11 protein-coding genes are annotated in these 12,653 nt (G+C 64.4%); 9 read left to right on the forward strand and 2 right to left on the reverse strand.

The genetic code is table 11. The annotated features are described in order from the left end of the window. The first annotated feature begins 206 nt into the window (after window positions 1-206). From ABIB49_RS17800 to ABIB49_RS17815, 4 genes are all read left to right on the forward strand, one after another. Window positions 207-803: a DUF1349 domain-containing protein gene (locus ABIB49_RS17800; protein ID WP_502913837.1), complete on the forward strand. Its 597-nt coding sequence runs from the start codon at window positions 207-209 to the stop codon at window positions 801-803. A gap of 552 nt (window positions 804-1,355) precedes the next feature. Beyond that, complete coding sequence (locus ABIB49_RS17805; RefSeq protein ID WP_502913836.1) at window positions 1,356-2,441, forward strand: tyrosine-type recombinase/integrase; 1,086 nt, start codon at window positions 1,356-1,358, stop codon at window positions 2,439-2,441. Beyond that, window positions 2,438-2,770: a helix-turn-helix domain-containing protein gene (locus ABIB49_RS17810; RefSeq protein ID WP_226773766.1), complete on the forward strand. Its 333-nt coding sequence runs from the start codon at window positions 2,438-2,440 to the stop codon at window positions 2,768-2,770. The genes ABIB49_RS17805 and ABIB49_RS17810 overlap by 4 nt, the downstream gene beginning before the upstream one ends. A 392-nt stretch (window positions 2,771-3,162) precedes the next feature. Next, complete coding sequence (locus tag ABIB49_RS17815; protein WP_354157524.1) at window positions 3,163-4,245, forward strand: site-specific integrase; 1,083 nt, start codon at window positions 3,163-3,165, stop codon at window positions 4,243-4,245. Between the two features lie 477 nt (window positions 4,246-4,722). Here ABIB49_RS17815 and ABIB49_RS17820 read toward each other — a convergent pair whose 3' ends face one another. Further along, window positions 4,723-5,820, reverse strand: a complete 1,098-nt coding sequence (locus ABIB49_RS17820; protein ID WP_354157525.1) for a hypothetical protein — start codon at window positions 5,818-5,820, stop codon at window positions 4,723-4,725. Between the two features lie 213 nt (window positions 5,821-6,033). Here ABIB49_RS17820 and ABIB49_RS17825 point away from each other — a divergent pair, with 213 nt between their 5' ends. From ABIB49_RS17825 to ABIB49_RS17840, 4 genes are all read left to right on the forward strand, one after another. Next, window positions 6,034-6,171, forward strand: a complete 138-nt coding sequence (locus tag ABIB49_RS17825) for a hypothetical protein (RefSeq protein ID WP_354157526.1) — start codon at window positions 6,034-6,036, stop codon at window positions 6,169-6,171. 497 nt (window positions 6,172-6,668) lie between these two features. Beyond that, entirely contained in the window at window positions 6,669-7,259 is a 591-nt protein-coding gene (locus ABIB49_RS17830; protein WP_354157527.1) for a hypothetical protein, read from the forward strand. Window positions 7,260-7,924: 665 nt separating this feature from the next. Continuing rightward, window positions 7,925-9,514: an FAD-binding protein gene (locus tag ABIB49_RS17835; RefSeq protein ID WP_354157528.1), complete on the forward strand. Its 1,590-nt coding sequence runs from the start codon at window positions 7,925-7,927 to the stop codon at window positions 9,512-9,514. A gap of 114 nt (window positions 9,515-9,628) precedes the next feature. Next, window positions 9,629-10,279 carry a nucleotidyltransferase domain-containing protein gene (locus ABIB49_RS17840; protein ID WP_282360885.1) on the forward strand — a complete coding sequence of 217 codons (651 nt, stop codon included), beginning with the start codon at window positions 9,629-9,631 and terminating at the stop codon, window positions 10,277-10,279. A 293-nt stretch (window positions 10,280-10,572) separates the two neighbouring features. Here the strand turns inward: ABIB49_RS17840 and ABIB49_RS17845 are convergent, their stop codons facing one another. Then, the gene (locus ABIB49_RS17845) at window positions 10,573-11,478 is read right to left on the reverse strand and encodes a LysR family transcriptional regulator (protein ID WP_226773774.1); all 906 of its coding nucleotides are present in this window, start codon (window positions 11,476-11,478) and stop codon (window positions 10,573-10,575) included. 144 nt (window positions 11,479-11,622) lie between these two features. On the opposite strand from ABIB49_RS17845, the gene ABIB49_RS17850 reads away from it, so the two are divergent. Next, the gene (locus ABIB49_RS17850) at window positions 11,623-12,651 is read left to right on the forward strand and encodes an amidohydrolase family protein (protein WP_226773775.1); all 1,029 of its coding nucleotides are present in this window, start codon (window positions 11,623-11,625) and stop codon (window positions 12,649-12,651) included. Window positions 12,652-12,653: the final 2 nt, after the last annotated feature.

Below are 12,653 nucleotides of genomic sequence, written 5' to 3' on the forward strand. Positions count from 1 at the left end.
GGTTGCCCAGGAACTCAACGACCGACCGCGCAAAAGACTAGAGTTCAAGAAACCGATCGAACTGATCGAAAACCTCCTGTTGCAATGACCGCCTGTCCCATAGCCGATCGGTCAACGGGCAATCGCCGTTGTGTTGGATGTGCCACTGCTTGAATAGGGCTTACGGACTGAACGAGCGACTTAGGGGATCTGACGTGACACAAGTGATAAAGGAAGCACACGATTCCTGGGCCCGGGGAAGGTGGCGCAACCCGCCCGTGCGTGTCGTCGCGGATGGTCGGACTCTGCGGGTAACCGCAGCCGAGAACAGTGACGCGTGGAGGCACACCTCGTACGGCTTCGTCCATGACAGCGCGCATGCCCTGTTGGCACCGCTGCCCGCTGAGGGGGCGGTGGAGGTTTCATTCCTTCTGAATTACACCGAGCAGTTCGACCAGGCGGGGATCTATCTTCACGTTTCGGAATTTTCTTGGATCAAGGCCGGCGTGGAGGTGTCCGACGGAGTCCCACAGGTCGGGGCCGTCGTAACACATGGGGTCTCCGACTGGTCGGTGGCACCTGTCCCTGAGTGGATCAATCGGGAAATCACAGTGCGGCTAAGCAGGGCCGGTAACGCCGTCACCATCAGGGCCCGCGCCGGGGATGAGCCTTTCCGGCTCATCCGCGTTGCTCCTCTGGATGAAACAGTAAGTGCCGAGGTCGGCCCATTTTGTGCCTCGCCCACTCGGGCTAACTTCACGACCACCTTCACCCGATGGGTTGAGACCGATGCAGATGCAACCCTGCACCCTGAACACGACTAAAGCCGCAGCACTCATCCGTGAGTCGTACTGGGAGCGGTGAAGGATCCGCTTTCGGGCAAATTCAAGGCGCCCGCCTTTCGTCGGGCACGATAAGAGCTATGACCGTCGAACTTCGCCCCTGGACGCTGGAGGACGCGCCCGCGCTGTGGGCTGCCTACCGGCAAAGCCCAGACCTTGAGACGCAATTTGGCGGTGCGGACCTGGCCACCGTCGACCAGGCGAGCAGTCGTGACTGCCCAGGGAATCGAGACCTCTGCGGAGCTGGACGCTGTCTGGGGGTCGAGGACCAATGCGCGGGAAAGTAGCGCTAAGGATCAAGATGACCACGCTGGCGCGGCTTTCCCTGGACCGCGATGGGAAGTTTGCCCTGGTCAGCACGAGCAGTCACCTAAACATCCGTAGACGTTGCATTGGCCCAACCGCAGTAGTACACCTAATGAAATTGCGGCCATTTGGACCAATGCGCGGGAAACTGGCGCTAAGGCTGGTGGGAGTGCCCGGTAACCTTCTGCACTTGAAACGTTTCCGCAGGTCAGAGCTGTAAAGCATGCCGTGTCCAGGGTCGGAGGCCTGCCCTTGCTGCGGCCGGACGAGCAGGTCTTCACGGCCATGTTGAACGGGTGGCGCAACCAGCAGCTCGCCCGGAACCTGGCGTTCTCCACGATCGAGGGCCGTGAGAAGGCGGTGCGGGCGTTCGCCCGCCACGCGGATGCCTTCCCATGGGCCTGGTCACCGCAGATGGTTGACGAGTGGCTGGGTGATCTGCGCTCGGTCCGGAACCTGCGCCGCTCCACGCTGCGGAACTACCAGGGGAGCATCCGCTCCTTCTGTGACTTCGTTACCGACCCCGCCTACGGCTGGGCCGAGGCCTGCCAGGAACGGTTCGGTACCCACCCGGTGCAGGTGATCCACGAGTGGAACGCCGCCGTGCATGTCGAGGAAGCGGAGGCGGACCCGGCCAAGCGTGCCTTCACCCGCGATGAACTGCAGGCATTCTTCGACCACGCGGACGAACAGGTCGGCCGGGTGCGCGGGCGCGGACGCAAGGGCTGGCTGCCCGCGTTCCGTGACGCGATGCTCTTCAAGACCGCGTATGCCTTCGGCCTGCGCCGCAACGAGGCGCGGATGCTCGATGTGGTGGACTTCGGCCGCAACCCCCGGGGCCCGGAGTTCGGGGAGTACGGCGTCCTCTACGTCCGCCACGGCAAGGCGAAGAAGGGCTCCCCGCCCAAGCGCCGCAGCGTGCTGTCGGTCCTCGACTGGTCAGCGGAAATCCTGCAGCAATGGGCCGAGGAGGCCCGCCCGCTGATCCCCACCGCCGGCCCCGGAGCCTTACGGCCCTCGGAACGCTCGTCACGCGTGGGCTTCACCCAGATGAACACCCGCTTCTGCACCTACCGGGACAGCCTTGGCCTGGATCAGGGTCTGGATTTCCATTCCTTTCGGCGCTCCTACGTCACGCACCTGATCGAGGACGGCTGGGATGCCCGGTTCGTCCAGGAACAGGTCGGCCACGAGCACGCGTCGACCACCTCGATCTACACCTGCGTCTCCTCTGACTTCCGCACCCGAACTCTCCGCAGGACCCTGGACGCCACGATGGAGGCCGCCCTGCGGCCGGTGAGGAAAGCCCGATGAAACGACACATCAGTTATCAATGGCGGCTGCGCGAGGTGATGGCTACCCGGGGGATCTTCACTGCCTCGGATCTGTCCCCCCTGCTGGCCCAGCGCGGCATCGAGCTGTCCTCGGTGCAGGCCTGGCGGCTGGTCACCCAGATCCCCGAGCGGCTCTCGCTGCCGGTCCTCGCCGCGCTCTGCGGCATTCTGGAAGTGACCCCCGCGGAGCTGATCGCCACCCGGGCGGAGGCCGTGACGCCGCACCGCACGGCCGGCGCGGGTGCCGAGGTCGTGGACCTTGCCGCCACCATCCGGCCCAAGCGGGCCAGGATTACCCCCGAGCAGTGAGTCCCGCCTACGACACCCGCGAGAAGTATGAGCGGTGGCATATACGCATCTGTGCCCGCTGCGGCCGGCAAGCAGCGAAAGCGGCGAACTGGTCGGACGGCCCGATCTGCCGGACGTGCTTCGACAAGGCCACACGCACACATGGATCCTGCCCGGGCTGCCGGAGCGAACGGCTGCTGCCGGGCCGCGACGCCTCAGGGATGCCGGTCTGTAGGGAATGTGCAGGGATCACCCGCGACTTCTCCTGCGACCGCTGCCGGGTTGAAGGGCCCCTGCTCGCCGGACGGCTCTGCCCCAGATGCACCCTCACCGACCGGCTCAGCGCGCTCCTGGATGACGGCACCGGCCGCGTCCACCCGCCCCTGGCACCACTATTCGACCGAATGCTGACGATGCAACGGACCAAAAGCGGGCTTGCCTGGCTGACGCGCGCTCAGCCACGGGCCCTGCTGCAGGACCTCGCCTCAGGCCGGCTCGCTCTGACCCACGAAGCCTTCCAGCAACTGCCGAACTGGCGGACCGCCGCCTACCTGCGCGACATACTCATGGAGTGCGGGGTCCTGCCCGCCGTCGACCGGCAACTCCTGCTCTTCGAGAGATGGCTCACCGGGCATCTGGCCGCCGTCGCCGACCCCGAACACACCCGGGTGCTCCACCGCTTCGCCACCTGGCTCCAACTCCGCAAACTCCGGGCCAAAGCCGGCAAAGGACCGCTGGGCAACTCTCCGGCATACGCGGCCCGGCAGCAGCTGATCCAGGCCGGTTCCTTCCTGACCTGGCTCACCGGCCGCGGCGCTCTCCCCGAACACTGCCGGCAACCCGACCTCGACGCCTGGCACAGCGAAAACCACGCCACCCGCCGACCCGCCACGACCTTCCTGAGCTGGTGCATGAAGACCGGCCGGATGCCCGCCATGACCATCCCCGTCCGGTCCACGGGAAACCCTGCCCCAATGGGACAGCATCACCGGCTCGCCGCTCTCCGGCGCCTGGTCACCGACGAAACCCTGCCGCTACGCTCCCGCGTCGCCGGCTCATTGATTCTGCTCTACGCCCAACCGGTAAGCCGGATCGTCCGGCTCACCACCGACGACATCCTCAACTACGGAGACCACACCCTGCTGCGCCTCGGTGAACCGCCGACTCCGGTTCCGGTACCGCTGGCCGGGCTACTGCGGGCATACCTCGAAGACAGGCCCAACATGACCACCGCCGCCAACCCGGCCTCCCGATGGCTCTTCCCCGGGCGCCGGGCCGGGCAACCCATGGACCCGGGAAGCATCCGCGATCTGCTGCAGGAAATCGGGGTCCCGGCCCAGTCCGGCAGAACCGCAGCGATCCGACAACTCGTCCTCCAGATGCCGCCGCCGGTGGTGGCCCAGGGCCTCGGTTACCACCACACCAGCACCACCAGGATCGCAGCAGAAGCCGGATCACCCTGGAGCGGATACGCGCCCGGCGACCACAGCCGATAACAACTCCCGCAACACCGAGCCATTCCCGACAGCGGCAAAGCCGGCCACTCCCATGAGCTGCCGCGAAGGCTTTTGGTCCCTGAGTCAGGCTCTCCGACGCTGCAGCTGCTGCAGGTACCCGGCCGACATGACGATCGCCAGCCAGATCTGCCAAACAGGTCCCGAGGCCAGCCCATTCCAGGGGATGGTGCCAAGACTGAGGCCTAACACGAGTCCCAAACCAAGCCACAAAGTGCCCTGGACAACCTGTGAGCTTATGCGGTGAGTCGGCACTATGAGGGTGCTGGCCAGCAGCAGACCACAGGCCGCCCACCCAAGAAGAAACACCCGAAGAAGCATGTCCCTTCCGGTGCCGTCACTTGGCCATAGGAGTAGCGGTATTGAAACTGAGGCCAGAACGAACGCCGTGGCGAGAAGACCATCCTTCCAGTTGGCGGACCGTGTCGCCTGTGGGGCTGAAACTGACATACTTACTCCTTAGTACGGACCGCACCTGACAATGGGGTAGCAGGAAGAACGGTTACAACAGTTCAGGCTTACACACCAGGGGCAGCCGATAACCGCACATGCAATGCATGACCCCGGGTTGCCGCAGGCAAAAGCACAACCCCAACAGCATGATTGAACGCAACCCCAGTTCTGTTCGTCGCACCTGCGGTACATGCAATCCGGGCAGTCACTTGCTGTGGTTGTCGGTTGATCGGCACGCAGGGCGGCGACGTCCGTGGCGACTCCATCGTCTGCTTCCGCAATCAGGCGCGATGTTTCAGCCCCGGTGATTTGGAATACCCTCGTCAGCCGCCTGCTTGTTCCGGACTTTGTGGTGACGCCGTAGGTGGCGACCACGGTGTCTCCATGGACATAGGCAACGGCTACCATGCTTCCGCCGCCAGTGAGCGCGTGGCGGACGCCCTTCACGGTGGGCGCGTCAACTATTTCTTCGGAGACTTCAACCCCGGCAACACCGGTGCCGAGCATCGAGCGGGATTCCGGCCGGACAGATGCAAGCCCCATCAGTCTGGACATGTGCGCAGATGCCGAAGATTCTCGCCATGCCGCAAGAGCCTGGCCCCCGGTCAGATCTTCCTTGGATGTACCCGACATCTGATCGAACCAATGTTCATTTCGCCGCTTCTTATCTGATGCGGCGACGGCCGCGGTGCCGCTGCCTGCCAAAATGGAAATGCCGAGCGCAACCCCGGCCGCACTTTGTAGAAACACGTTTCGGCTGACGCCGCGCTCGGGTCCACGGTTGTTTTCAGCACTGCGCTGGCGAAGTGCTCCCAGTTTCTGGAGTATCCGCCAGCTTCCGCGCATGCCGAGCCTGCTCATCATTGCAAGCCCCATAGCCGCACCGGTTTTTGCGGAGACGTCACCGTCAGCGATTTCGATGAGTGTCGGGGTCCACGGCGCATCTTCACCCAACGCCACAACCCGCCAAGACACCATTTCCGGCGACGACAGATTCATGACTTCAAGTCTTCCGCCGGTAGCCGAAGCAACGTCCTCGGCAATCTTGCTGCAGGCCAGGCACCCTGCGTCAAAGCCTAGGACGAGCCTCATATCAGTACTCATTCGCAGTTCCCCCATATCACTGCTGGGCCCGCCCCCTGCGAACCCAGTAGCCTCACCATTCCGATCATGACGAAATTTGTCAAGTCACTTTACAAACGGGGGAATGCATGTCTTCCCGATGGCGTTGTCTGCTTCGACAGCGCCGGCATGGTCACCGCGTTAGTGCGTCCGGGATCATCTGGCAGAACGGACCCGCAGTCCAGCAGAACCGTAGTGATCCGAAAAATCGTCCTCCAGATGCCGCCGGTGGTGGTCCAGGCCCTCGGCTACCACCACACCAGCACCACCAGGATCGCAGCAGAAGCCGGATCACCCTGGAGCGAATACGCTCCCGGCAACCACAGCCGATAACAACTCCCGCACCCCGCCAATCCCGACAGCGACAAAGTCAGCCAGAGAAAATCCGAAGAATACCGACTACTCAATCAACGGTCACTACCAGTCCCGCGAAAGCCAGGGGACGGCTCGGCGGCCGTCCGCCGGCAATGACGGCGACGAAACTTGCGGCGGCTAAAGACCTGCGGCGTCAGGGAAAGAAACTGCAGGAGATCGCGGAGACTCTCAGCGTGAGCATGTCCTCCCTCACCAAGGCCCTCGGGCCGCGACCAGGTAAGTCGGCGCCGGACTCCCAAGCCGTTATTCAGGACGTTGCGTAAGTCGATTCCGCACGCGGTCAGTGCGCCGCCGGTTTTGGATCAACTTGACCATTCCGTTCAGCGGGGGCCGTGCCTACCAGGGGACCCCGACGACGGGGCGGCCGCCAATTGGCGGAGGTGCGCCGGCAACCACGCTGCCCCACGCATCGCCGCCCTGGCGTCATGCGCGAGCTTGTCGTGCACAATGAGTCCATGGCCCTCACGAGCAATCTCACGGTCGACTCTCTGACGAGAGCGATGCGCGCCCACCTGTACCTCGCCGCTGCAGTCGCTGCCGAACGGGCCCGTGAACTCTGGGATGGCGAGTTCGAAGGCAAAGCCCCGAGGACGGACGACGACATCCAGGCGTTCATCGACGCCCTCGTCACCGGATTCGACGACAGCATGAACGACACGATCCAGGCGGAGGCCGTGCTCGTCCGTGTGCGCGGGCTCCTCGGCGAGTTCATGACCCCCGCGGATGCCGACGCCGCGATCGTGTCCTTCCGGGAAGGCCCCGAGTCCCACACCGGCGAGGTGCAGCGGGTGCGGCGGGAATGGAACGCGAAGAACGCCAAGCGGGCACGAACGATCCGGGTGGTCTGGCGCACCTACTGGGCCGGGGCCGTTGTGCTCACAGCCGTCGTCGTCGGACTGGCGATCGCCTCGGGGAACGGCGAAGACGTGATCGCGGCCGCGATTCTTGCGCCGAGCCTCCTCGCCATCGTCGCCGGCATCATGGCCGCGACCTTCAGTTCCATCCGCGGTGAGCCCTCCTCCCCGGAGCCCATGCCAAACATGTAGGTCAGAGCACTGAAACCTCCGAGCTCAGAGATTTTCTCCACAATCCACGGTGACTCACCCAGCCTGTCGGTCGAGCGTCAGTTCAAGAGCAAATCCTCGTGAGTGTAAGAATGGCTTCATGTGCGCCAGATCGCTCCGCCCCGGACAGCGCACCAAGGACGAGCTGCAACACCGGACCGAGGTGGATTGAGAATGCCGAAACGGACAGAGCAAGTGAACGAGAACGCTGCGCCGACGACGGGACCCGTGTTCCCCAGGATGCTGACCCTGGAGCAGGTTCAAGAGGTCCTTAACGTCAAAAGTGCACTGGTCTATTCGCTCGTTCGCAGCGGCGAGCTCCGTTTAAGTTGACATACTCACCCTGGGGCAGGTCACCGAATCAACAAAACCGGGGGCAGTCCCCTCACTGCAGGCTTGGGATCGTCGACAGATCAGGGCCGACCTCTGCTAATTCAAACTCGGCTGCTTGACCGTCGCATCGTTGTTTCCGGCGCGCTCTCCCGGGGCCCGGGTGCCGTCATCTTCGTAGTGTGTCGCGTTTGCGATGTCGCGGCCGGCGATGTAGCCGAACGTCAAGGCCGGGCCGAGGTTGATCCCGCCGGCGGGTCTTGGAAAAAACCGATTTCCTCGGGGGAACCACCGCGTACTCGGCCGGGACTTGTTGGGTGCCCAACAACCGATTCCAGCGTGAAGACGGAATCCTGGACGATTACGACCGCGCCGCACGCTATCTGGATGCCGTGGTGAGCGGCAAGGCCCCGCGTGAAGGCTGGCTCGCCTATCTGGACGCCGCGCCGAAGATGCTGGACGCGATGCATGACCTTGGCGTCACCTTCCGTCGCTCCCCTGCCGTGGTCGACTACCACTCCGAACTTCCCGAGACTGGTAAGACCGGACGCGCGTTGGAACCTGACCCCTTCGACGGGCGCCTGTTGGACAAGGCCGACTTCGGCCGTGTCCGTCCGCCGGTAACCGAGTTCGCTCTTCTGGGCGGGACCCTGATGTTGCGCCGCGCGGAGGTGTCCGCCTTGCTCAAGCTCTACAACGGCTCGCTGGCTGAGCGTGGCAAGGCCGTGGCTCTGGCTGCACAACTCGGCCTGCGGTGGGCACTTGACCGGCTCACCCGTCCGCGAGGCACGCGCCTGGTGATGGGCAACGGGCTTGTGGCCCGAATGTTCCACGAATCGCGCAAGCGGGGGGTGGAATTCCTCTTCGGTGCGCAAACCACCGAACTACTCAAGGACGGGGACCGTGTTGTCGGTGCGGTGGTTGCGCAGAACGGCAGGCGCCTGCGCGTCCGTTCCCGCCAAGGCGTGGTGCTTGCCGCCGGCGGCTTCGCCCAAAACGCTGAAATGCGAAAGAAGTTGCTGCCTTCCCCCACGCCGCTCTACTCGCGGGCCGGGGAAGGGTCCACCGGAGACACGCTGTCCCTGGCCAGGGAGGCCGGTGCCACGCTGGCCAGGGATAACGGGGAAAACGCACTGTGGTTCCCCAGCTCCATCGGACGACGAAGGGACGGTTCTCGCGTGGTCTTCCCGCACATCTGGGACCGTGCCCGTCCCGGCGTGATCGCCGTGGACTCTAACGGCTTGCGCTTCGTGGACGAATCCTGTTCCTACCACCGTTTCGTGCGGGCCATGTTCGCTTCCCCGGACGCCGCCGCGGTGCCGGCCTGGCTGGTCGTGGACTCGCGGACCTTGGCAAAGTACGGGCTGGGCATGATCACGATGCCCCACCTGCCGCGTGCGGCACTGCGGCGCTACATCAAGGACGGTTATCTCTACGAGGCAGAGACCTTCACCGGCTTAGCGGCGCAGATCGGCGTGGACGCCGCGGGCTTGGAGTCGACCGTGCAGCGCTACAACGGGTTTGCCGCCACCGGCGTGGATGAGGACTTCCACAAGGGCGAGCTGCTCTTCGGTCAGGTGGCCGGGGACCCGGACCATGGGCCGAACCCGAACATCGGGCCGCTGCTGAAGGCGCCCTTTTATGCGATGGCCGTCGTGCCCACACCGCTGGCCACCGCCTACGGGGTGCTCACCGACGGAAACGGGCAGGCACTTGATACCCAGGGCAAACCGGTGGCCGGACTCTATGCCGCTGGAAACGACGCCGCGTCGGTCATGGGCTCGGAATACCCCGGCGCAGGCGTGCAGGTCGGCGCCGGCATGACCTTCGGCTGGCAGGCGGCCCGTCACGCGGCCGCCACAGCCCAGGCCGCGGCTAGTCTGGAGGGCAGCCTCCCCGCGCTCTGATACCAAGCGCCTGGTTTCCCTATTAGCCCCAGGAACGCCCGACGGCGGGACACTCCCGCCGTCGGGCGTTCCTGATGTCGACAAACCACCGCCGCCCACGGGTAACCTTGAGCCATGGCCTCATCCACACCCACCCTCACGACGCACTGGGAACCCCTGTCCCTGCGAGTCGTGGCGGAGCTGCTCGGGCCGTCATCGGCGCGTTGGTGGTTGTCCGGAGGGGTGGCGCTCGACCACTGGCTCGGCACTAACACTCGCGAGCACGACAATATCGATGTCAGCACGACGATCGCCGACCTGCCCCAAGTGGTGCAGGACTTGCCGGCGCCGTTTAGCGCGTGGGCTCCGTCAGGCGACGGCGTTCTCCCTTGGGCAGAGGCTGATATGGATGCCGACCTGCAGCCGATCCGCATCCATAATGACGCAACGGGCGCATGGGTACTGCAGGTCAACGTCGAGGACGGCACGGATAGCGTCTGGGTTTATCGACGAGATCCCCGACTGCAGCTGCCGTGGGATCGTGCAGTGATCGACGTCGACGGCATTCCGACCGGGGCGCCCGAGGTGCAGCTGGTTTGGAAGGCGCTGCGTCCCCGTCCGGAGGACGACGCCGACAAGGATGCGGTTCTACCGGAGCTCTCTAACGAAGCCCGCGCCTGGTGGGAGCACGCGATTCTGACGATCCACCCGCACTCGTCATGGTCGATCCATGTGCGTAGCCCGTTCGCTCCGGGTAAGGCCAGCTGGAACAGGACAAAACGCTAGCGCTCCGCTTGGGCCTGCCGGCGATGGGCAGCCTGCCTGTGCCGCGTCGGTGAGGTGGCCTACGATCCAGCCGATTCTCAAGAGCGGGTGGTAGCACCCTGCAGGACGTGGTCGGGCCTTCTCCCAGTGCCGTGAATGACGGCTGCCTTCATTACAAGAACCTCGTCATGCTGCCAGACAATCTCGAGGTCGACTGGCGGCGCCGGGTCCCACCGTCCCCACCGACCTCTTCAGTCACGCCGGTGCAGCGTGAGCGGCCTGTCCGATTTTGAGACGCCCGCAGACGCTCATGACTACGACTTGTATTCATCCGCCGCAACCGCATCAAGCACCAGCGAGCGGAACCATCGCTGCGCCTGCGAGAGGCTGGCCTCGCGCCGCGTGTACAACTCCACTGGTGTGCTCTGCCCGGGCCAGGGCAGCTCGGCGATGCGAAGGCGGGGGAACCAGCCGCAGAACACCCCCGCTACATGTCGAGGCAGCAGGACGACCAGATCCGTCGCCTCGAGCACGGCGGGCACGGTGCCGTATTCCTCCATGGTCAGCACGACCTGGGACATCAAGTCGTGTTCGGTCAGCGCCTGCAAAGGATAGACGTGCCCGCCACGGGCGGAGACCCGCACAAAGCGTCTCCCCTCGAACATGTCAGGCCCGGTCGCGGGCAGTGGATGCAACCCGGACGACAGAGCCACGTATTCGACCGAACGCACGTGCGTCCTCCACAGCCGCGGTGTGGCGATCCGCGACACGGTTAATGCCAGATCGATGGTGCCGCGGATTAGCCCGCTCTCGACCTCGTCCGAATCGAGCCGTTCCACCTGTATTCGCGGATCGGCGCCGACCCGCCCGAGGGCGGTCATGATCGGTGGGAGGAACGTCTGCTCGCCGATCGAGGTGAGTCCGAGGACGAGTTCGCCGCTGAATCCGGTCGGTTCGAACACATCCGCTCCCATGACGGTCGCGTCTATTTGTGCCAAGGCGTTGTGTAGGGGCCCAAACAGTTGCGTCGCCTTCGCGGTCGGCACCATGTCGTTCCCCTCGCGACGGAACAGCTCGTCGCCGAACCGCTCCCTGAGCCGCTTCAGGGAATAGCTGACCGTGGGCTGTGTCACGTGCAGTCGCCTGGCGGCGCCCGTGACGCTGCGCAGCTCGTAGAGCGTGACGAATGTCCGGAGCTGGTTGAGGTCGGTGAACGTCATGCCATAGATCTTATCTATGGATCTGTCTCTGCATATCTATTGGACCGCAGTGGCAAACACCCCTAGAGTCAGTTTGGGGCAGCACTGATCCAACGAAGTGCAGCTGCTTCGCACCGCTTACACTCAGTGACAAGGACGACACGCGTGATTATCGACATCCACGGCCACTACACCACAGCTCCAACACAGCTCGGAGCCTGGCGTGATCTGCAGATCGCATTCTCTGAAGGACGCGCGGACGCTCCTGACCCTGCGACCCTGCGCATCAGCGATGACGACATCCGTGAGACCATCGAGGCCAACCAGCTCAAGCTCATGAACGAGCGCGGCAGCGACGTTACTGTATTCAGCCCTCGTGCCTCGTTTATGGCGCACCACATCGGAGACCTCGCTGTGAGCGAGACCTGGGCCCGGATCTGCAACGACCTGTGCGCCCGCGTCAGCGAGCTCTACCCCGAACGCTTCCTAATGGGGGCGATGCTCCCCCAGTCCCCCGGTACGGATCCCGCGACGAGCGTTGCCGAGCTTACTCGTGCCGTCGAGGAACTCGGCGCCGTCACCGTGAACCTCAACCCCGACCCGTCCGGCGGCAACTGGACGTCCCCGCCGCTGACCGATCGCTCGTGGTACCCGATATACGAGAAACTCGTCGAATACGAGATCCCGGCGATGGTGCACGTCAGCACGTCGTGCAACCCGGCCTTCCACACGACCGGAGCGCACTACCTCAACGCCGACACCACCGCGTTCATGCAATTACTCCAGGGCGATCTGTTCCGCGACTTCCCCGAGTTGAAGCTCGTAATCCCTCACGGCGGCGGCGCCGTTCCCTACCACTGGGGGCGCTTCCGTGGGCTCGCAATGGCGCTGGGCAAGCCTGTAATCGAGGAGCACCTGCTGAACAACGTGTTCTTCGACACCTGCGTGTACCACCAGCCGGGCATCGACCTTCTCACCAAGGTCGTCCCGACCGAGAACATCCTCTTCGCGAGCGAGATGATCGGCGCCGTGCGCGACGTCGACCCGCGCAGCGGACACTACTTCGACGACACCAAGCGGTACGTCGACGCCACCACGAACCTGAGCGACGCGCAGCGCGCGCAGGTGTTCGAAGCCAACGCCCGCCGTGTCTACCCAAGGCTTGACCGCGCCCTTACTGCGCGCGGTCTCTGAGA

The sequence above is a fragment of the Arthrobacter sp. UYCu512 genome (assembly GCF_040547075.1).
Lineage (GTDB): Bacteria > Actinomycetota > Actinomycetes > Actinomycetales > Micrococcaceae > Arthrobacter.